Annotated in this window: 19 protein-coding genes; 9 read left to right on the top strand and 10 right to left on the bottom strand. The window is 47.2% G+C overall.

What is annotated here, in order from left to right; genetic code table 11:
• Positions 1 to 82: 82 nt before the first annotated feature.
• The 5 genes from WBJ53_RS32050 to WBJ53_RS32030 all read left to right on the top strand — a co-directional run bounded on the left by WBJ53_RS32050 (position 83) and on the right by WBJ53_RS32030 (position 4,816).
• Positions 83 to 1,411 carry a hypothetical protein gene (locus WBJ53_RS32050; RefSeq protein WP_338873999.1) on the top strand — a complete coding sequence of 443 codons (1,329 nt, stop codon included), beginning with the start codon at positions 83 to 85 and terminating at the stop codon, positions 1,409 to 1,411.
• 72 nt (positions 1,412 to 1,483) lie between these two features.
• Positions 1,484 to 2,764 (top strand): metallophosphoesterase, encoded by a 1,281-nt coding sequence (locus WBJ53_RS32045; protein WP_338873998.1) that lies wholly within the window; start codon positions 1,484 to 1,486, stop codon positions 2,762 to 2,764.
• A 130-nt stretch (positions 2,765 to 2,894) separates the two neighbouring features.
• On the top strand, positions 2,895 to 3,749 hold the full coding sequence (locus WBJ53_RS32040) for a dienelactone hydrolase family protein (RefSeq protein WP_338873997.1): 855 nt from the start codon (positions 2,895 to 2,897) through the stop codon (positions 3,747 to 3,749).
• Between the two features lie 150 nt (positions 3,750 to 3,899).
• A complete protein-coding gene (locus WBJ53_RS32035; RefSeq protein WP_338873996.1) occupies positions 3,900 to 4,364 on the top strand; it encodes a hypothetical protein in 465 nt (154 codons plus the stop codon).
• Between the two features lie 113 nt (positions 4,365 to 4,477).
• A complete protein-coding gene (locus tag WBJ53_RS32030; protein ID WP_338873995.1) occupies positions 4,478 to 4,816 on the top strand; it encodes a hypothetical protein in 339 nt (112 codons plus the stop codon).
• A gap of 57 nt (positions 4,817 to 4,873) precedes the next feature.
• Here WBJ53_RS32030 and WBJ53_RS32025 read toward each other — a convergent pair whose 3' ends face one another.
• Positions 4,874 to 5,293: a gamma-glutamylcyclotransferase family protein gene (locus tag WBJ53_RS32025; protein ID WP_338873994.1), complete on the bottom strand. Its 420-nt coding sequence runs from the start codon at positions 5,291 to 5,293 to the stop codon at positions 4,874 to 4,876.
• Between the two features lie 81 nt (positions 5,294 to 5,374).
• Here WBJ53_RS32025 and WBJ53_RS32020 point away from each other — a divergent pair, with 81 nt between their 5' ends.
• Both WBJ53_RS32020 and typA read left to right on the top strand, forming a co-directional pair.
• On the top strand, positions 5,375 to 5,584 hold the full coding sequence (locus tag WBJ53_RS32020; RefSeq protein ID WP_338873993.1) for a hypothetical protein: 210 nt from the start codon (positions 5,375 to 5,377) through the stop codon (positions 5,582 to 5,584).
• A 229-nt stretch (positions 5,585 to 5,813) separates the two neighbouring features.
• Positions 5,814 to 7,628 carry a translational GTPase TypA gene (gene typA, locus WBJ53_RS32015; protein ID WP_338873992.1) on the top strand — a complete coding sequence of 605 codons (1,815 nt, stop codon included), beginning with the start codon at positions 5,814 to 5,816 and terminating at the stop codon, positions 7,626 to 7,628.
• An 86-nt stretch (positions 7,629 to 7,714) separates the two neighbouring features.
• Here typA and WBJ53_RS32010 read toward each other — a convergent pair whose 3' ends face one another.
• The 9 genes from WBJ53_RS32010 to WBJ53_RS31970 all read right to left on the bottom strand — a co-directional run bounded on the left by WBJ53_RS32010 (position 7,715) and on the right by WBJ53_RS31970 (position 15,255).
• Positions 7,715 to 8,089, bottom strand: coding sequence for a hypothetical protein (locus tag WBJ53_RS32010; protein ID WP_338873991.1), 375 nt, complete (start codon positions 8,087 to 8,089; stop codon positions 7,715 to 7,717).
• 244 nt (positions 8,090 to 8,333) lie between these two features.
• On the bottom strand, positions 8,334 to 8,912 hold the full coding sequence (locus WBJ53_RS32005) for a hypothetical protein (RefSeq protein ID WP_338873990.1): 579 nt from the start codon (positions 8,910 to 8,912) through the stop codon (positions 8,334 to 8,336).
• Between the two features lie 16 nt (positions 8,913 to 8,928).
• Positions 8,929 to 10,206 (bottom strand): hypothetical protein, encoded by a 1,278-nt coding sequence (locus WBJ53_RS32000; protein ID WP_338873989.1) that lies wholly within the window; start codon positions 10,204 to 10,206, stop codon positions 8,929 to 8,931.
• Positions 10,207 to 10,379: 173 nt separating this feature from the next.
• Positions 10,380 to 10,811, bottom strand: a complete 432-nt coding sequence (locus tag WBJ53_RS31995; RefSeq protein WP_338873988.1) for a hypothetical protein — start codon at positions 10,809 to 10,811, stop codon at positions 10,380 to 10,382.
• Positions 10,808 to 11,254 carry a hypothetical protein gene (locus WBJ53_RS31990; RefSeq protein WP_338873987.1) on the bottom strand — a complete coding sequence of 149 codons (447 nt, stop codon included), beginning with the start codon at positions 11,252 to 11,254 and terminating at the stop codon, positions 10,808 to 10,810. Before WBJ53_RS31990 ends, WBJ53_RS31995 begins: the two co-directional genes overlap by 4 nt.
• Positions 11,251 to 12,495 carry a serpin family protein gene (locus WBJ53_RS31985; RefSeq protein ID WP_338873986.1) on the bottom strand — a complete coding sequence of 415 codons (1,245 nt, stop codon included), beginning with the start codon at positions 12,493 to 12,495 and terminating at the stop codon, positions 11,251 to 11,253. Before WBJ53_RS31985 ends, WBJ53_RS31990 begins: the two co-directional genes overlap by 4 nt.
• A gap of 77 nt (positions 12,496 to 12,572) precedes the next feature.
• A complete protein-coding gene (locus WBJ53_RS31980) occupies positions 12,573 to 13,037 on the bottom strand; it encodes a hypothetical protein (protein WP_338873985.1) in 465 nt (154 codons plus the stop codon).
• 11 nt (positions 13,038 to 13,048) lie between these two features.
• Entirely contained in the window at positions 13,049 to 14,671 is a 1,623-nt protein-coding gene (locus WBJ53_RS31975; RefSeq protein WP_338873984.1) for a hypothetical protein, read from the bottom strand.
• A gap of 17 nt (positions 14,672 to 14,688) precedes the next feature.
• Positions 14,689 to 15,255 carry an RNA polymerase sigma factor gene (locus WBJ53_RS31970; RefSeq protein WP_338873983.1) on the bottom strand — a complete coding sequence of 189 codons (567 nt, stop codon included), beginning with the start codon at positions 15,253 to 15,255 and terminating at the stop codon, positions 14,689 to 14,691.
• A 161-nt stretch (positions 15,256 to 15,416) separates the two neighbouring features.
• Here WBJ53_RS31970 and WBJ53_RS31965 point away from each other — a divergent pair, with 161 nt between their 5' ends.
• Positions 15,417 to 16,274, top strand: coding sequence for a sugar phosphate isomerase/epimerase family protein (locus WBJ53_RS31965; protein ID WP_338873982.1), 858 nt, complete (start codon positions 15,417 to 15,419; stop codon positions 16,272 to 16,274).
• Positions 16,275 to 16,348: 74 nt separating this feature from the next.
• Positions 16,349 to 19,426 carry a PVC-type heme-binding CxxCH protein gene (locus tag WBJ53_RS31960; RefSeq protein ID WP_338873981.1) on the top strand — a complete coding sequence of 1,026 codons (3,078 nt, stop codon included), beginning with the start codon at positions 16,349 to 16,351 and terminating at the stop codon, positions 19,424 to 19,426.
• Positions 19,427 to 19,485 lie beyond the last annotated feature (59 nt).

Here is a 19,485-nt window from a genome sequence, read left to right as displayed (position 1 = left end):
AGCCGGCGGATCAGCGATTCGCCGGCTTTTTTTATTGTAAACTTATCGCTCAATGTCCGAACCACTTAGCTTTTTCAAAACCATGAATCTTCGACTCCTTGGGTTATACCTAACCACATTAGCGACTGCCTGTCAAATTTCCTGTTCAACTCAAAAGGATACTACGCAAACAGACGAGTTTACGCCTTCATTCAACTTGATTACGGCACCTAAAGTTCTGTTCAATTCATTTGTCGACTGCAATATGGCCGAAATATGGGTTGGCGATACATTCAGAATTTTTCCTGGTAAATATGGCGAAGATCCCTTATGGGGAAATGCCCGCGATCTGAAATATGCCAATGGCAAGAATGCCGAGGAAGCCTTTGCCCGTAAAGCTGATGGCTTTACAGAACCACTAATGCCTCAAAACGCGCCCGTTGGCAAGCCTGGACTTCATGGTGCGGTCTGGTTCGAAACGGTTTATCAGGATACAACCGACCAGACAGGAAAGACACTTTACGCTGTTTATCACAACGAAAATTATCCAGCTACTCTGCCCTATAACCCAAAAACGGGCGAGGGCTACATCAATCAGAACTGGCCGCAGGGTATAACCGGCCCCACTTCGCCAGCGGCTGTTTGTCGAATCGGAATCATGAAGTCGGTTAACGGTGGTAGATCGTGGGAAAATAAAGGAATTTTTATCGAAGACCTGCAACCCCGCCTGATTCTGAAGCCGCACAACACCTCCAAAACGTTTGCGGGTGGCGTGGGCGACCCATCGGCCGTGACCAGTGGCGATTACCTATATCTGTTTTATGGTGAATATAGCTATCCGGGGCAATACAGTGAAAAAGACTATAACGCCCAAAAAGAGCAAAGTGGCCAGTGCATCAGCGTAGCACGCATTCGATTGAGTGATCTCGATAATCCAGTTGGTAAAGCCCGGCGGTGGGACGGACAGGGCTTTAATGCGCCGTATAATGGTATAGGACAACCCATTACATCCTTACAAATTCCTCACGAAGAAGGTGGCGGACCAGCGTCATCGCCCAAAGGGGGCTATCACTGGGGGCCGTCTGTGAGCTGGAATACGTATCTCAACTGCTGGGTTATGCTCATGGCTAAAGCCGTAGGACCGTCGTGGGCGGGCAGTAGTATTTACATTTCGTTTAATAAAAACCCGGATTTAGGAGAAGCCATGCAGTCGCAGGAATGGTCGAAACCGCAATTGCTGCTCGACAAGCCAGGCTATTTTCTGTGGTATCCATCGCTACAGCCGATGAACACGCCCGACGATGTGGCAAACCGATATACCTGCCTTCGTCTGGGAAAACGTGCCCGTTTATTTGTCAAAAACATAAAGCCCGAAAAAAGTGACTATTTATCGGAATATGTGATCGAGTTCGGAAAAAATAGCGATCAATAAGCCTGAATCAGAGTCTACTAAACTTTACGAATGCCTTTTCCGTTAGCCAGACATACGTTTTTAGATCTCTGCATGAACCGTACTGCCTTCTTTTTTATTCTTCCGGCAATTTTATTGCTCATCGATACCTACGTTTATCAGGCAATAAAAACCCTAAGCCGCACTGCCAGTGAGAGTACTCAACGCACAATTGCTTTTATCTATTGGGGATTTACGGCCCTGTCGATTCTGCTCTATCTGATCATGCAGTTTTTGCCGCCCGATTCCATCAGCCGCAATACGCGAACGTTTCTGTGGGCGGCCATCGCCATTCCTTATTTTTCGAAAATTTTTTCTGTTCTCATTATTTTTATTGATGACATTGGCCGATTCTTTCGCTGGCTTGTGTCGTTGTTCTACAAACCCGAAGTGCGCGAAGCTGTTGAGGATACCACGCGCAAAACCATCCCATCCACCGATACTATTTCCCGCTCCGATTTTCTGATGAAAACGGCGCTTGTGGTTGGGGCTGTGCCCTTAGCTGGGTTTACGTGGGGCATCTTGTCGGGAGCGCACGATTACCGCATTCGTCGGGTGAAACTACCGCTCAGGAACCTGCCATCTGGTTTCAACGGAATGACAATCGCTCAGATTTCAGACATTCATTCGGGTAGTTTTTTCAATAAAACGGCGGTTCGGGGCGGTGTTGAAATGCTCCTCGGCCAAAAACCCGACATCATCTTTTTCACGGGCGATCTGGTCAATAGCCATGCCGATGAGGTGAATAGCTATATCGATGTGTTCGACAAGCTGAAAGCTCCACTCGGGGTGTATTCAACGCTGGGCAATCACGATTATGGCAAATATGTGCAGTGGCCGAGTGTGCAGGCTGAGCGGCAGAACGTGCTTAATGTTATTGCGGCTCATAAACAAATGGGCTGGAATATTATGCTGGATGAGCACAAGATTCTGGAGCAAAATGGCGATAAACTGGCACTGATTGGGGTTCAGAACCTGGGTTTTGGCCCAGCTGCCTTGCGGGCCGGTAATCTGGCTAAGGCCTACGAAGGTACGCAGGACTATCCGGTTAAACTGCTGCTATCGCACGACCCAACTCACTGGGATGCCGAAGTTCGGCCAAAGTACCCCGACATCGATGTGCAATTTAGTGGTCATACGCACGGTGCACAGTTTGGCGTCGATCTGGGCGATGTGCGCTGGAGTCCGGCACAGTATTTTTATAAGCAGTGGGCCGGGTTGTATCAGGAAGGAAATCAGCGGCTCTATGTCAACCGGGGCTATGGCTATATTGGGTATCCGGGTCGGGTTGGAATTTTGCCGGAGATCACAATTTTTGAGTTAATAAAAGCGTAAACCGGAAACGTTTAAAAAGGGTAAATTGTGTCAACATCGGGCAATCTGCCGCTTTTTTATTGCGTAAATTAACCAATTTCTTAATCAGTCAGTTACCTAGATCTACTAACAAACAAATCACCAAACACTCATGAAAATCGTTTTCATAACAGGTATTTCCTTCTTCATGTCGTTGTTCTCCTGGCTGTCGCCAAAGCCGGAAGAAACCAACATCCCGCTTTGCCATTCGGGCGGTAACGATATGTCGGCAATGGCGGCTGATCCGGCGTTTCAGCAGTTACACCCGGCTCCCCTACCCTTTACCTATGTTGGAGCAGGCGAAATGATTAAATTCCCTACCCCCGATGGTCAGTCGGCCAATGCTTTTTTTCTTAAAGCCAAAAAGCCGTCGAACAAATGGCTGCTGGTATATCAGGAATGGTGGGGGTTAAACGATAACATTAAACAACAGGCCGAATCATTCTATAACGACCTGAAAGATGTGAATGTGCTGGCCGTTGATATGTATGATGGTAAGGTAGCCACGGAGCCATCGGAAGCCGGAAAGCTGATGCAGAGTGCAAATAAAGAGCGTTTGAGCAGCATTATGAAAGGGGCTATTTCTTATGCTGGCCCCAAAGCCGAGTTTGCCAGTGTAGGCTGGTGTTTTGGCGGTATGCTTTCGCTGCAATCGGCACTACTGGAAGGCAAACAGGCCAAAGGCTGTGTAATGTACTACGGCCGCCCAGAACAGGATGTTGACAAACTAAAAACATTGAATACCGATGTGCTGGGCATTTTTGGTAGCCAGGACAAAGGTATTACACCTGAGTCGGTAAAGACGTTTGAAGAAAACATGCAGAAAGCGGGTAAAAAAGTAACCGTAAAGATGTACGATGCTGGCCATGGTTTTGCCAATCCAAGCAATCCCGTCTACAACAAAGAAGCCACTGCCGATGCCTATAAACTATCTCTTAACTATTTGAAAGACAAGCTAAAGGCCTGATAGCGTTTGTTGTTTATTCCGAAAGCCCGGCTTCTTTGAGAGACCGGGCTTTTTTAATTAAACTTTAACGATTATCTCGACGTTTTCATTAAACGCAATGGGGTTTGGCAAGTCTAACAAACAAAACCGGGTGAGGAGCCCACCATAGCGATGAAAACAATAAAATGGAGTTTCCTGGTAGCCGTTCTGGCATTCGGAGTAGCTACTGTTTCGTTCGGACAAGTTTATGGTCCGGGTGGTTATGGACAAAGCTGCCCAAGCAATAATGGATACAATCAGGGTTATCCGAACGGGTATGGCTATAATCAGGGTTATCCTAATGGGTATAATCCTAACTACCCGAACGGATATGGCTATAATCAGGGCTATCCTAATGGGTATGGCTATAATCAGTATGGTCAGCCATATGCGGTGCCAGCACAACCGCCCGTTGTTGTTGTGCCTCCTCGGGTAGTCGTAACTCCTCCTCCCGTTGTTGTGTCACCTCCTGTTGTTATTCGCTCTTACCCTAATTACGGTTATGGATACGGCTATAATAATGGGTATGGTGGTTACGGCGGCTATGGCCACGGACATCATGGCGGTGGCCGGGGTGGTTATGGCTGGCGTCGATAGTAGATTTGCTTAACCGTATGGTTTTGCAAGCAAGGCTTTGCAGGGTCATTATCTGTTTGTTACAAACCAAACGGCGTATAGATGGTTCAACAAGTAAACAGTGAACACTTACTATGAAAACTATAAAAATAATGCCTTTTCTGATGGCCTCGTTATTGGTCGTTTTAATGGCAAGCTGCGGTCCGGGATATGTATCAACAGGTGTTGGTTACGGCCCCAGGCCTTATTACGGATATGGTTACGGCTACGGTTATCCTGGCTATGGTGGTTATTATCGACCCTATTATCGGCCGCCGGTGATTGTTCAGCCGCAGGTTGTACGTCCCCGATATTATTCCCCCAGAGGCTATTATTCGCCCAGAGGAGGATACAGTAGCCCGAATGCGCGTGGTGGATATGGAAATAGCTATGGGGGTTCTCGCGGAGGTGGCCGTGGTCGTGGGCCCCGATAATCTGCAGGTAGTATAGCAAAAAGTCCCGGTGCTGATCGTATCGGGACTTTTTTTTGCTTATCTCGATAGATTTAAGTGATGGCAGTAATCGCCCGATTCAATAACTGGTTTGCCTTCGGATGGATAATTGTAGACATAAACCCAGCAATTGAGCAGGTGTTCGTTGCACATAACCGGAACAAGCATTCGGATATATTCGGTTGGCGATTCAAACTCTGCCCCAACACCTTCGTAATAGTCGAGATAGGTTAGAACCGTTTCATTGTTTTTGCTAATGTCATACACGGTTCCGACTACCAGTGTTGGACTGTTTTTCTGATAGACGGCCCCCGGATAACTACCTAAGTCATAAAGCAAACCCGAAAAAGAGCCTTCTCCAATATATTGAGAGCGTTGACGAAGATAAAGAGAAAACGAATTGTCAAAAACAGGCCGTAAAGTACCGTATACGAACAAAAAGTTAGAAGTATCGATCATAATAGGCTAAATAATAGATTTTTGGCGATTAATGCGACTAACGGCCCAAAAATTGCGTTATAAACGAAACAGGTTGAGGCTATGAGAAAGACGAAATTACTACTGCTGACCGCTGTGTCGGTGCTATTGTGGGAGGTTCCATTCGAAACAATGGCTTCTCCAACAAAAAACACGGCTACTGAAACGTCAATTTTTGGTCGTAAACGGAAGGGCTATAAACCCCGGCGAGGTGGCCTTTTTAATACCGGCCTTTTTCGTAAGAAAAACCCCTGTGGGTGCCCAAAGCATTAAGCAATTGTTAAGAAATTGTATTTATAAGAGAGAAAGGTCCTTAAGAGGGCCTTTTTTCGTTTTATTAGTTGTAAAATTCTGTGTTTCAGCGTAAAATTTCGTACCTTTGCGGCAAAATAGACTGGTATTTTTTAGGTTTTACTGATCGTCCCTGATTTTGCTTTCGCAGAAAGCTCATAAATAATCATAGAAGGTCAATAAAATCAAACAAATCCCAGTTCAGACCTGTATGCAATCAATTCGCAACATAGCAATCATCGCGCACGTTGACCACGGCAAAACGACCCTGGTCGACAAAATTATTCACGCGTCAAAGATCTTCCGGGAAAATCAGGAGTTTGGTGACCTGATTCTGGATAACAACGATCTGGAACGCGAACGGGGCATTACCATCGTTTCTAAAAACGTTTCGGTTCGGTATAAAGATGTAAAAATCAACATCATTGATACGCCGGGGCACAGTGACTTTGGGGGTGAAGTAGAGCGTGTTTTAAAAATGGCCGATGGCGTTTGTCTGTTGGTCGATGCCTTCGAAGGGCCTATGCCACAAACACGCTTTGTGTTAAGCAAAGCACTGTCGCTGGGGCTAAAACCAGTCGTGATCGTTAACAAAGTCGATAAAGAAAACTGCCGCCCCGATGAGGTGCATGAGCAGGTATTCGACCTGATGTTTAACCTGGGCGCAACAGAAGACCAGCTCGATTTTCCAACGGTTTACGGATCGTCGAAGCAAGGGTGGATGGGGCCAGACTGGAAAACCCCAACCGACAACATTACGTATCTGCTCGATACAATCGTTGAGCATATTCCGGCAGCGCCTGTCAATGAGGGGTTGCCACAGATGCAGATTACGTCTTTGGATTATTCGGCCTTTGTGGGTCGGATTGCCATTGGTCGTGTGCATCGCGGAACGCTAAAAGAGGGAGCCAGTATGGCCCTTGTGAAATCGGACGGTTCGGTTAAGCGGGTTCGAATTAAAGAATTGCACGTTTTTGAGGGCCTTGGTAAGCAAAAAGTATCGGAGGTTCGGTCGGGCGACATTTGTGCTGTAACGGGCCTGGAAGACTTCGAAATCGGTGATACATTAACCGATGCCGAAAACCCGGAAGCTCTCGACCGTATTTCGGTTGATGAGCCAACGATGAACATGCTGTTCACGATTAACAACTCTCCTTTCTTTGGTAAAGAAGGCAAGTTTGTAACCTCGCGTCACCTGCGCGACCGGCTCTTCAAAGAAACGGAAAAGAACCTGGCTCTTCGTGTTGAAAATACCGATAGTGAAGACCGGTTTCTAGTGTTTGGACGAGGGATTCTACATTTGTCGGTACTGATCGAGACCATGCGTCGTGAAGGTTACGAACTTCAGGTTGGTCAGCCACAGGTTCTTTATAAAGAAGATGAAAACGGTCAGAAACTGGAGCCGGTAGAAACGCTGGTCGTTGATGTTCCGGAAGAAACGGCCGGTAAAGTAATTGAACTGGCTACGCAGCGGAAAGGTGAATTGCTAATTATGGAGCCGAAAGGTGATTTGCAACACCTTGAGTTTGAGATTCCTTCAAGGGGTCTGATTGGTCTGCGCTCAAACGTGCTGACGGCTACGTTTGGGGAAGCTGTGATGAGTCACCGGTTTAAAGAATACCAGTCATTTAAAGGGCCAATTCAGGAGCGTATCAATGGATCACTGATTTCGATGACGACCGGTCAGGCTACAGCTTACTCAATCGATAAGCTACAGGATCGGGGCGTGTTCTTTGTTGAACCGGGTGAGGAAATCTATACAGGCCAGGTTGTTGGCGAGCATAACCGCCAGAACGACATCGTTGTGAATTTGCAAACGGCTAAGAAACTGACCAATATGCGGGCTTCGGGTTCGGACGACAATGTGAAAATTGCACCGAAAATTACGTTCTCGCTCGAAGAGTCAATGGAATATATCCAGAAAGATGAATATCTGGAAGTAACGCCTAAATCGATCCGGATGCGTAAAATCTTCCTGGATGAGAACGAGCGCAAACGGAATGAAAGCAAGTTTGCAATGGCTTAATTGACTGGAAAATAAGTTTGTTATCAATCGTTAGATATAAAAAAACCTCCCGAGCAATCGGGAGGTTTTTTTGTATGATGTGCGTATTATGATGCCTTAACCAACCGAAAGGCAACCGAATTTTTAATATTATCAGGAATTGTTTTCTGATTAGGTTCGCTCGTTGCACTTTGAGTTGTAACATATTCAGCCTGACGGTGAATATGACGGTATCCTGCCACAAATAGCGTTGCCCCAACAACAATCATTGCCATTTTTCTCATAACGTATTTTATATCATTAACCAATTCGATTCTATTAGGAAAAGTAATAACCTTCGCTACTGGTAGCGTGCTTACACCTGTAACCAGAAGGTGATCGCTCACTTTTTCGGCGCTTCGGTCTGTGGTTTTTCTTTCTTGCTGGTCAGAATAAACGTTCCAGTTACCCTGTCGCTGCGAATCCCAATAGTCAGTAGTCATACCTGTGTGGTTTATTAGCGTCAAAACGGTTTACTGGCGAATCAACAAATTGAGCTGAACCGTTAGGGTCAACAAAAAATGTTTGCCAAAAACTCAATCCAGAATTACTGAAATTGGCTGAAATATGAGTTTTGGGTTAGTTCGAACAGAAGACACAAAGTGTACAACGCTATAAGTACGCAAATTGTTAAACCGTTTACTCAATCAGCCAATACTAGGACGGAAAATATTCGTTTGGTCATCATTAAAAACTAATACCTAATCGAATGGCTACTCGATTGTAAACCCGTGTTTCGTGTTTGGCGATTTCATTCCATGAGAGTGGTTTGTCGGCCTCGGCTTCCTGACGCCTGTACGACAGCGACATAATAAAGTTTGCGTTGTTTGGTTTACCGGTTCGGAAGCCAATACCGGGTGAAATTACCCAGCCACCCGTTGTTTTATAACCCGTCGGATCTTCGTTTAGCCAGGTAAATCCCCAACCCGAATCGAGGCTCGTGAACACGCGAAGATTCTTCTGGTTGGGTTGGGCAAGATCGTATCGGAGCCCGGCGCAAACCGGTATGAGAAGTGCCGAATTATACCAGTCGATACCAACCGTTCCGCCCAGGGCCAACCGTGGGTGAATCAATACGCCGTTGAATGTTTGCGCGGTCAGATTCGACCGTTTCGATACCGATTCGACCGTTGGTGTGCCATACCTCACCTGACCCATCGATACACCGATTTCGGTCATGTTGGTGTAAACAGGTTTGAACGCTGGTGTTTGGGCAACGACCGATAACGGAAGCAAACCAAACAGCATCAGTAAAAACGTTCTCATAAGTTTGCTGAGTGGTTTAATACGGCCGGTTGACGGGAATTTTGCTTAATTGACGCAACTGAGCCGGATTCGAATAATCGAACTGATATAAGCCATCCCGACCAATCATTAACAGGGTTTTGTCGATTGGAATCACGTCGTAAGCATTCATGCTAGTCAGATATTCGAGTTGTTTAACGTCGAGCGGTGAGCTGGCGTCAAGTGATTTTAAGCCATATTCGCCCTCACAGATAAACACATTTGGGTAATCGACGCCCAGGCCGTGCGGATTCTGCATGGGATAACTTTTCAGTAACCGCGGATTCGTCAGGCTACTAATATCGACCACGTCGAGTTGATTGGTGTAGCCGCCACACTGAGTTCCATTGCGTAGGGTTACGTAGGCAATATCTCCGCTAACCACAACCGGGTCGCACACGCGGGCATGTTGAAACGTTGAAAGCTGTACGGGGTTGGCCGGATTTGTATTGTCGTAAATGAACATACCCGACTGAGATCCGATAAACAGTTTGTCCTTGTATGGGAAAATAGTTTCGATGCCCCAACCCAGGTTAATCCGATTGCTGGGTGTTGGCCTGGTAGCATCCCGAATATCGAACAATTGCATATCTGACTGGTTAACAGCATACAGATAATTGTCGTACAGCGCAAAACGAGCCATTGATCCGGCCGTGCCATTGGTACTTGGTGCTGCTGAATTAGCTTTTGAGAAATTGGCAAACGCATCGAAAACCAAGCAGTTAGGGCAGTTGTTTTGCCATTGCCCCGCCGTTTCACAGTCCGTTTTTACGGTTTCGGTAACGTAGTCGACCCGTTGGTCGCTGAGCGTAACCGCTTGTGGATTGACGCTCCAATAGCCCCCGTCGAATTGCCCACTTGGAAAAATTGACTGAACGCGATTAACCTCTCGGGGTTGACTCGGATCGCTAATGTCGAACGCGATCAGATCCATATAACTGTCGGCATACAGGATATTGTTACGAACCGCAATGTCGCCATTGCCCGGAATACGCAGAAACGCGATTTGTTGCGGTGAAGAGGGATTCCGGTTATCAATGATGTGAATGCCTTCCTTAATCTCGTTGATGAACAAATAGCCGTCTTTTGTGTAGATTTTACCAGTATTTCGTAGGTCCTGCGCTTGTTCAACGCGTACTCCTTCCCGTACCTGCTGAAGAGTAAGGGTAATGGGGGTAAATTGTTTAAAGGTTCGTGTTTCTTCGCATTTGTCGGTGCAACTGGCCAATGCCAGACCCATTAATGCCAAAGCGAAAAGTAGAGGTTGGGCTTTCATAGGCAACAGGATCTAATGATTTTATTATCAGGATTCTAAAGCGAATGAAAGCGTTGGATTGCCGGAGAAATAAATTGCCCGGCTGTCTTAACTACGGCCGGGCAATATTGGTCTTACACAAAAAGTTAGCAATATAATCGGTGGTGTCTGGTAGATGCCAATGGCCGAAATCCTTATCGGCTGTATTCATATATGGCCCCATCGGCAATAGCAGTGCCATCGGAGCTCCGTTCGGAAAGTACAAGTTTATTATCGCTCAGTTGAAACGATTGTTGGGTTGAATCGACCTGATAAAAAATCAGGCCTTCGGTAGAGCCTCCTTTGGGAAAGGATAGGGAATAATTACTGCTCTCAATCGGAATGCCATTACGAACCAGACTGTATTTGCCATTTCCTACTGTGCCCGTAAATGACAGTACTTCGGTATAGCCCGCTTCGGCAGGCGTAACCGTTTTCTGGGTTAAGCCATAGGTGATTTTAGTCAGGTTCCAGTCGCCCGCTAAAGGTGACGCTGGAAAAACACATCCGCAGACTCGTTTTTCGGAACAACTGAAAACAAGCGCTACGACGAAAACGATAGAAAAAGCCGTTCGGATACGGTTCATGGCTGAGTCATTTTTTTATACACTAACATCCCTGGTGTAGTGCCACCGTGGTAGAGGTTGAGCGTTGTTTGGGTTGGCGATTCAAATCGGACAATGCTGTTGAGCTTTTCATAATAGTTCTGTTCAAACTGTATGGCTTCGGGTGTGCCGCCTAGTTTTGTAGTGCCCAATTCGCTGACCTGCATCGTTCCGTCGATTGTCGCGAATATACGTGCCGTATAGTCGTTGATTGCCGATTTCCCACTGGCCAGAAATGGAGTTATATCAATGGGTGGATTTTTAGTATCGTATGCAAATTCGAGTGTTACGGCATAGGACGAATCAGGTTGAACAAGCTGCCAGGTACCAATCAGGTTTGCCAAAACAGGAGCAACCTCCTGATTCCGTTGTTTACAACCAGCAAAAATCGTTAGAACCAGGCAGGTAATTAAGGCTCGTTTCATGAATTTGTTTTTGTTGGATCGGCTATTTTTCCAACAAATAACACAGTTCCTGACGTCTTTTCGTGAATAACGAACACAAATGGGCGGTCGCAGAGCTTTGGAACAGGCATCGACGTTGTTGAAATACCTCCGGTTGTTACAGCGGCCGCTTCTGTACCTTTCTCATCTACAGCTACAAAGGTGTTCTGTTTCACAAAGCTTAGCGTTAGATTATTTTGTTCGCTTATTCTTGAAAAATCAGCATTGTCCGTAAAAGCGGTTGGCATTCCCATGGCACTGAGTGCGTTGTTTAGCTTGATTTCGTACGACAACGTAAATTTAGGTAATCCAAAGTCCAGCATGCCATTTGCCATATCGTTCTGGAGTTGGCTCCAGTCTGATGCGGTAAAGCTTTGCAACAGCGCATCGGCCGAGGAAGTGGCGGCTGGCAACAGTACCGTCATGGCAAATTTGTCGGAACCGTAGGGCAGTTCAAACGCCGAATAGGTTGGGCGAAACGCCTGCCGGAGGCTTGTGTTGAGCCGCATCATCTTCACGGAGGTTTGACTGCCATTGGCCAGCTTAAACGGAGTATCTACGGTTTGTTCGGGTTTAAACTGTGTTTTCCAGTCGCCTTTGAAATACAGCGCATTCATCAGAAACATAACGTTGTCTGGCTGAATCTGGTCGATTACTTTCGGAATACGACCGTTGGTTTTTTCGCTGGCCCAGCTATTGATCTTACCAACGGTAGCCGGATCATTGAAATCCTCGGCCGAAATTTCGGCCTTAAACGTCTGCTTTAGAATATCCTGAAAAGACGTGGCAACCGAAAATGTATTCCGATACCACATCGAGTTGGCCAGGGTCAGGGTTACTTTCGGATCAACAACTGGCAGGTTTTCCATCAGGTTCTGGTAGGTTTGGTTGGCTTCGGCCAGCGTTTGCGCGCCGAGCTTCAGGGTTTTCTGAATTTCGGCAGCCGTTGCTCCATTTGCTCCGTTCAAAATCATGCCAAGCGCTATGTGCAGGCTTAGCGGAGAAACAAAAATGTTCTTATCCTGTCCTTCTTCTGCCGTTATCTGCCTGGCCAGATCGAAAGCAAACTGAGTAGTTTGATTGGCAAACGGAGCCGACACACGTAGCTCGCCCGTTGCATTAGGGGGTGTATCAGGCGAAACCGTTGAATTTCTGCAACTGATGGCCGTTAAAAGGCTAACGGCAATAACCGCTGTTAATATCGAAAAAGGGTTTGTTTTCATAACAGACTCAGTATTAGCTCATAGTGTACTGGTCAATACGGTGGCCAGCCGTAAAAAGCAGATTCTATGAATAATTATTACTTACATTCTTTATAGGCATTTCGCTGTTTTCGCAGAAGATCTACCAGCGATTCGAAGCCAGGAATAGTGGCGTTGTATTCAAAGGTGACCCGGTGGCTCTGGTCGTTGAGTTGTAACTCAATATATTCGGCACCGCCGTCGGCGCAGTCGGGGCAACCAAGGCGCTCAGGTTGTTTGCTGAATTCCGAAAAATTGGTTGCCGCTTTTATGGCTGCCCAATCGGTTTCACTAATGGTTGTCTGGCAGGTTTGTGTTAATGATTTACGGATGTCGTTTCGAGTGAGTGTTACGGCTGTTTGTTTAATCTCATAATCATTTCGGCAGTAGCCTACGCACATGCCAAACGAGGTGCCTGTGCGAACAATTAAGCCATCGTTTACTTTCGAATCGCTCTGGGGAGAAACGCTGGAGCATCCAAAAAATAGCAGCAAGAACACTATATTGACCAGACGAAGGTTCATAGCCCAACAATTTAGAAATGATAATCAAGACCAAAGCTCATGCCAGCCGAAGTTGGCGTAGTCTGCACCTGCGATTCTGGACGAGTGCCAAACCCTAGCGATGGCTGATACATACCTGCCAATGAAGCCGACCACCGGTGCGAGGGGCGATAGCGAAAACGAGCACCCATCGATGCCGCAAGTGACACTGGACGGTATACACCGTCTTTCCCCGTAACAACCAGATCGTCGCCAACAGTGTTACGAACAAAAATATTCGTTAAAAATCCACCCAGAATAGCCATACCCAGGCGCTTTCGGGGGCGAAACTGATAACCTAGCTGAACCGGAACCTGAACATACTCGAAATTATTGGCCAAGGCCTGTTGATTGCGGTTGTCGTATGCCGAATAGGTGGCTGAAGCAGCACTCAGATTATCATAGTTTCCCTTGGCAGGTGAGGCATAAAGTGCCTCGCCCTGCACGCTATTTCGAACAGCATTGGCATATAAATTACCGGAGGTTGCCGATTTGTTGGTTGCAGCAAAACTCGCAGAAGTAGTTGAAAGGCTCGGGCTTTCTACCGTCGAATGAGCCGATAAATAACCGATTCCAGATTCAACTGACCAGTGTTCGCTGAGTTGTACACCAGCTCCTGCCTGATAAGCCATCGAAAAATTAGGCTGGCTGCTAACGGAAGGCTGGCTGGAAGTCGCAACGTTCAGAGCGGCTGTTTGTAACGATCGTATCGCAACCGATGGGTTAAACGCACCCGGCATCAGACTAACTGAAGCCCAAACTTCGCGATGTTCGTGTTTTAATTTACTCCGTTCAGGTTCCAGCGGTAAATCGGCAGGACGATACCAGACAATTCGATGAATACCACCTGGCGACCGCAGTTTCATTGGTTGCGACGAAAGCTTATTAATCTGGATCGTATGGAACGAAACCAGTTCGGCACTATTTATATCCGCAACGGAAGTTAATGACGTAAACCCTACCGACATTACCCGGGTTCGTTGCCGGGATGCCGTTGCCGCGAGTGTAGGATTGACAGTTCGGTTCGTGATTTCAGATGCCCCTGGCCGACTCTCAAAACGAGCCGAAGATTGCGGTAGCTGGGGAGCCTGAGTAATTTGATTTTCAGGAGAAAACCGGGTCGCCCGATGAACCGATTGCTCTGATTCAGATGCCGGTTGGCCTGGTTTGGAAAGCTTATTTTGTGCCTGATTTAGTGCTGGCGACGAGGGGGTTGCGGAGGCTACTGACTCGCTGGGTAGTTTCTCTGCCTGATGGCTATTTAATTTATTCGTTGATAAAGCAGGTTCGCTCTCAGCAGCACCAGTTTGGTTGGGTTGCGGCTGAGCTGATTTGTTTAATGGTTCATTATGGGCAAGTTGCGAGGTAGTAGGCGCTGTGTTGACAGACCACCACCCAATCAGCAATAAGGCTATAGCCGCAGCAATGCCAACGCTCCATTTGACCGGACGCGATGCCAACTGCCCGGTTTTCCATAGCGGAATAATTTTCGGATTAGCTGATTCATCTAACCGACGTTCAATGGCGTCCCATACCCCAGAGGGCGGTGTCTCGGCGGCTTCGTCGAAAGCCTTGCGCCAGAAATCGTTCGGTATGTTTTTTTCTAATTCATCCATCTCATTCGTATTGTTCACTACGGACGCCCATCTGCTGGATAACCATCCGCAAAGCGGTTGTCCGATTGTAATTTCTGTAGTAAAAGACTGCGTGCACGGGCATATTGTGATTTAGAGGTTCCTTCGGCAATGTCGAGCATTGCGGCAATTTCGGGATGGTTATACCCTTCAATTGCATATAAATTAAACACGGTGCGGCAACCGGGTGGTAGTTCCTGAATCAGTTGCAGCAAGTATTGGTAGTTTAGCGTGGGTAGACTTTCGTCGGCCTGGGGCAGTACTGGGGCTAGTTCCTGCACGTCGGCAGTGTTCTCCCAGGGCTTCAGCTTACGCAAGTGTTTAAGGGCTGTATTAATTACGATACGTTTCAACCATGCTTCCAATGGACATTCGAACCGAAATGAATCAATGTGCCGATAGATCTTTACAAAGGCATCCTGCAGTACATCTTCTGCTTCGTCGGGGTCTCGGATATATCGTTTGCAAACGACAAAGAGTTTCCCGGCAAACCGCTCATAGAGCTGTCGCTGCACAATCCGGTCTTGTCGTCGGCACCCTTCGACTAATGCGTATTCATCCTGCATATCGTATTGACAATCTGAAAGACCACATTCCAAACCAAAGGGTTGGAAACGAAGCAAAAAAATTATGCTTTTTGTGGCCCAAAGACTGTAAACACTAAAATAGGATAATTTTTACTGGATAAGTTAATACCTGTATCTTTGAAAAACCCTTTCTGATAAGCATGAACCGTCGGGATGTAATACGATATTCGCTGGGAATCAGTTTAACTTCGCTAGTAAAACCAGCCTGGCCGAAAAATAAGAAGCTGAAAAATCGGTTCAAAATTGGTGCCTGCGACTGGTCGATTGGCCCTGCTGGTGACATTAATTCTTTTGCTGTAGCCAAACGTATTGGTCTCGATGGCGTTCAGGTAAGTTTGAATACGGCTACCGACCATGAGCATCTGCGCCAACCCGACATATTACGGGCGCATCAGAAAGCGGCACAGGATGCTGGTATTGGGTTCAGCGGCCTTGCCATCGGCTTGCTGAATCAAATTCCTTACAAATCAGATCCCCGAACCGAAGTCTGGGTGCAGGATAGCGTTGATGTTGCCAAAGCGTTGGGCGTAAAAACTATTCTGCTGGCTTTTTTTTCAAATAATGATCTGAAAAACGATCCCAAAGGAACACAGGTCGTTATTGACCGACTGAAAGCCGTGGCGCCCAAAGCCGAAAAGGCTGGTATTACACTTGGCATTGAATCGTGGCTATCGGCTCCTGAGCATCTGGCTATTATGGATGCGGTGGGGTCGCCAGCCATAAAAGTCTATTACGACGTCTGCAACTCGTCGGTTATGGGATATGACATTTTTAGCGAAATTCGGGCTCTGGGGAAAGAGCGTATCTGCGAATTTCACTTAAAAGAAAATGGCTATTTGCTTGGCAGGGGAAAAATTGATCTAACGAAAGTTAGACAGGCATTAGACGATATTGGCTATACTGGCTGGCTCCAGATGGAAGGCGCTGTGCCACAGGGCAAACCAATGATGGAAAGTTATCTTGAAAACAATAAGACTGTGCGGTCGCTATTTGTATAATCCTGCCAGCCTAAAGCTCAGACAAGTTGCTAGTCTGTAGAGGGCTCATCTGGATTATTAACCTTCAGCTATTTATGAAAACGGCTCTTAACCTAAACACACTGCCACTCGTGCTGACAACGGTAGCTATACTTTTTTGTGCTACCCACCTCTTTCAGCAAAAAGCCACTATTCTGACCCCTTTCGACCATGAGCCATTTCAACAGAAAGGAATAAAGCTTGGAGCCGATTCGAGCACGCTCTACCTGCCCGATGATCTTGAAGCTACTTTGTGGGCGGAAGCCCCCATGTTCTATAATCCAACCAATATCGACATCGATGCCAGGGGGCGGGTTTGGGTAACAGAAGCCGTTAATTACCGTAAATTCAATAATAAGCCAGAAGGCAGGCTCAATCATCCTGAGGGCGAACGGATTGTTATTCTGGAAGATACTGACGGCGATGGTAAAGCCGATGAAAGTAAAGTTTTCGTGACCGATCCCGATCTGGTATCGCCGATGGGTATTGCCGTTATTGGTAACCGTATTATCGTATCCTGTTCGCCAAATCTGGTGATGTATACCGACGAGAACGGCGACGATAAACCCGACCGTAAAGAAATTTTACTGACGGGTTTTGGGGGGCTCGATCACGATCATTCGTTACATTCAGTAATAGCCGGACCCGATGGGAAGTATTATTTCAATACCGGAAATGCTGGGCCACATGTTGTAACGGACACCGAGGGCTGGACTCTGCGGTCGGGTAGTTTGTATGTGGGTGGTACACCCTACAACAAAATAAACCATGGCAATCAGGTGAGCGACGATGGCCGGGTCTGGACGGGAGGAATGGCCCTGCGCATTAACCCCAATGGTTCGGGACTGAAGGTGATGGCACATAATTTCCGCAATAATTACGAAACGGCCGTGGATTCGTATGGTAATATGTGGCAGAACGACAACGATGATCAGGTGGTTGCCTGCCGAACCAGCTGGCTCATGGAAGGTGCCAATGCGGGTTATTTTAGCAGTGATGGCACCCGCTACTGGCAGGCCGATCAGCGTCCCGGCCAGTCGATTCCGACAGCACACTGGCATCAGGAAGATCCGGGTGTAATGCCATCGGGCGATATTACGGGTGCTGGTTCGCCTACGGGTATGGTCATGTATGAAGGCGATGAACTGGGACCAAACTACCGGGGGATGTTGCTAAGCGCCGAAGCAGGCCGAAATGTGATTTTTTCCTACAAGCCCGAACCCTGGGGTGCTGGCTATCGACTTCAGCGAACCGATCTTATCAGCACCTTTCCAAAGGTAGATGAAGCCTATAAATGGAATGATGTTGAGAACGATACACGAAAGTGGTTCCGGCCCAGCGACGTGGCTGTCGGTACAGATGGTGCTATTTATATTGCCGACTGGTATGATCCTATTGTTGGTGGTCATCAGATGCAGGATCAGAAAGGGTATGGCCGTATCTATCGCATAACCCCTAAAGGAAAGAAACTAAAAACGCCTAAAATCGACCTCAAGACAACTCAGGGACAGATTGCAGCTTTACTTAACCCCGCTATCAACGTGCGCATGTTGGGTTTTGAAGCACTACGCCAACAAGGTGATAAGGTAATAGAGCCAGTTATGGCTCTATTGTCGTCGCCAAATCCATATCATCGGGCGCGGGCTATTTTCCTGCTGGCACATCTGGGTGCCGAAGGCCAATTTGAAGTAGAGCGGTTGCTGAAAGCCGTTGATGCACCTGTCAGACTCACCGCCTTACGGGCTTTACGTAGTATTACGCCCGAAAATTCGAAAGCAAATCCAGCACTTACGGCTTCGCAGAAAGCTCTGCTTCCTCTGCTGGGGAATCTGGCCAGCGATCGTAGTCCGGCTGTTCGTCGCGAAGTAGCCATTGCCCTTCGCGATGTGCCATATTACGATTGTCGGTTTATGTTGCTGAATCTGGTGAAAGGCTACGATGGCGAGGATCGTTTTTATCTGAATGCACTCGGGATTGCAGCCGATGGTAAAGAAGAAGCATTGATAGCCGATTTGCGCCCAACAATGCCCAGCGAACCAATTGAGTGGGATCAGAAAACGGTGAATCTGGTTTGGGAATTGCATCCGGCTTCTCTGGTGCCTCAGTTAAAAAAACGAGCCGAAGCACAAGCGCTCCCGGCCGAAGCTCGTCGTCAGGCAATTGTAGCGCTGGGATTTATCAAAACATCGGCAGCCGCTCAGGCTATGTTTGAGTTGACAAAATCGCCAGATAAAGCAATTGCCGATCAGGCCCTGTATTGGGTTAATTTCCGGCGCGGTAACGATTGGGCAACGCTCCTCAACTGGGAAGAAATGATGCCGACAAAACTATCGGCTGAAGAACAGAAAATGCTTGCTAAACGTCAGGTACTTCTGGACGAATACAAATCGGAAACCGAAAAACGGAAGGTCGTGCTCGAAATGGCCCGTGATCCTGAAGGGGCTAAAAGCCTGATCGGACTGGCTGCCGATGGTAAATTGGCGCCCGAATTAATAAAGGTAGCAAGTCCGGTTATTCTGAAAAATCCAGACCAGACTGTGCGGGTGATGGCGAAGGAATATTTTGGTAAAAAGACCGAAAAGAAATCAGAAAGTCAGTTGGCAGGCGATAATGCTGCAACAGAAAATATGGCGATGCCAACAGCTTCAGCGGCTAATGAAACATCCAAAGAAACTGCGTCATCAGCGGCTAATGCCGACTCTCCCATTGCCGAAATTGCCCTGCTGACAGGCAACGACCGCAATGGACGAACTGTGTTTCTAACAAACTGTTCAACCTGCCACCGGCATGGCAAACAGGGTAACGATATTGGTCCCGACCTAAGTCAAATTCATCAGAAGTTCGATAAAAATGGCCTGCTGGATGCCATTCTTTACCCAAGTGCTGGTATTGCTTTTGGCTACGAACCCTGGCTGATTACTACTAAAAAAGGGCAAACGTTTTATGGTTTCCTCGTTAGCGATGGCGAACAATCTGTTGTGATCAAGGGAATAAAAGGTCAGAAACACACTATTCCAGCCGATCAGGTATCGTCGCGCCGGCAGTATAAAACCAGCCTGATGCCCGATCCCAGAGCCATGGGGCTAACCAATCAGCAATTGGCCGATCTAACCGCGTTTTTGCTGAAACAATAATGATTTTAGGCTTTGTGTCTAAGCAAACCTAAAAGGGTTTAAATCTCTTTTGGGTTTGC

Source organism: Spirosoma sp. SC4-14, assembly GCF_037201965.1.
GTDB lineage: Bacteria > Bacteroidota > Bacteroidia > Cytophagales > Spirosomataceae > Spirosoma.
The sequence above is the reverse complement of the archived record's forward strand: the minus strand, read 5'-3'. Positions and strand labels throughout refer to the sequence as shown.

What these genes read in the sequence shown, in the direction of transcription:
- WBJ53_RS32025 (WP_338873994.1), bottom strand. Translation starts at nt 5,293, where the DNA reads ATGATCGATACTTCTAACTTTTTGTTCGTATACGGTACTTTACGGCCT.
- typA (WP_338873992.1), top strand. Translation starts at nt 5,814, where the DNA reads ATGCAATCAATTCGCAACATAGCAATCATCGCGCACGTTGACCACGGC.
- WBJ53_RS31995 (WP_338873988.1), bottom strand. Translation starts at nt 10,811, where the DNA reads ATGAACCGTATCCGAACGGCTTTTTCTATCGTTTTCGTCGTAGCGCTT.
- WBJ53_RS32050 (WP_338873999.1), top strand. Translation starts at nt 83, where the DNA reads ATGAATCTTCGACTCCTTGGGTTATACCTAACCACATTAGCGACTGCC.
- WBJ53_RS32020 (WP_338873993.1), top strand. Translation starts at nt 5,375, where the DNA reads ATGAGAAAGACGAAATTACTACTGCTGACCGCTGTGTCGGTGCTATTG.
- WBJ53_RS31980 (WP_338873985.1), bottom strand. Translation starts at nt 13,037, where the DNA reads ATGAACCTTCGTCTGGTCAATATAGTGTTCTTGCTGCTATTTTTTGGA.
- WBJ53_RS31990 (WP_338873987.1), bottom strand. Translation starts at nt 11,254, where the DNA reads ATGAAACGAGCCTTAATTACCTGCCTGGTTCTAACGATTTTTGCTGGT.
- WBJ53_RS31975 (WP_338873984.1), bottom strand. Translation starts at nt 14,671, where the DNA reads ATGGATGAATTAGAAAAAAACATACCGAACGATTTCTGGCGCAAGGCT.
- WBJ53_RS31970 (WP_338873983.1), bottom strand. Translation starts at nt 15,255, where the DNA reads ATGCAGGATGAATACGCATTAGTCGAAGGGTGCCGACGACAAGACCGG.
- WBJ53_RS31985 (WP_338873986.1), bottom strand. Translation starts at nt 12,495, where the DNA reads ATGAAAACAAACCCTTTTTCGATATTAACAGCGGTTATTGCCGTTAGC.
- WBJ53_RS32045 (WP_338873998.1), top strand. Translation starts at nt 1,484, where the DNA reads ATGAACCGTACTGCCTTCTTTTTTATTCTTCCGGCAATTTTATTGCTC.
- WBJ53_RS31965 (WP_338873982.1), top strand. Translation starts at nt 15,417, where the DNA reads ATGAACCGTCGGGATGTAATACGATATTCGCTGGGAATCAGTTTAACT.
- WBJ53_RS32005 (WP_338873990.1), bottom strand. Translation starts at nt 8,912, where the DNA reads ATGAGAACGTTTTTACTGATGCTGTTTGGTTTGCTTCCGTTATCGGTC.
- WBJ53_RS32040 (WP_338873997.1), top strand. Translation starts at nt 2,895, where the DNA reads ATGAAAATCGTTTTCATAACAGGTATTTCCTTCTTCATGTCGTTGTTC.
- WBJ53_RS32010 (WP_338873991.1), bottom strand. Translation starts at nt 8,089, where the DNA reads ATGACTACTGACTATTGGGATTCGCAGCGACAGGGTAACTGGAACGTT.
- WBJ53_RS32030 (WP_338873995.1), top strand. Translation starts at nt 4,478, where the DNA reads ATGAAAACTATAAAAATAATGCCTTTTCTGATGGCCTCGTTATTGGTC.
- WBJ53_RS31960 (WP_338873981.1), top strand. Translation starts at nt 16,349, where the DNA reads ATGAAAACGGCTCTTAACCTAAACACACTGCCACTCGTGCTGACAACG.
- WBJ53_RS32035 (WP_338873996.1), top strand. Translation starts at nt 3,900, where the DNA reads ATGAAAACAATAAAATGGAGTTTCCTGGTAGCCGTTCTGGCATTCGGA.
- WBJ53_RS32000 (WP_338873989.1), bottom strand. Translation starts at nt 10,206, where the DNA reads ATGAAAGCCCAACCTCTACTTTTCGCTTTGGCATTAATGGGTCTGGCA.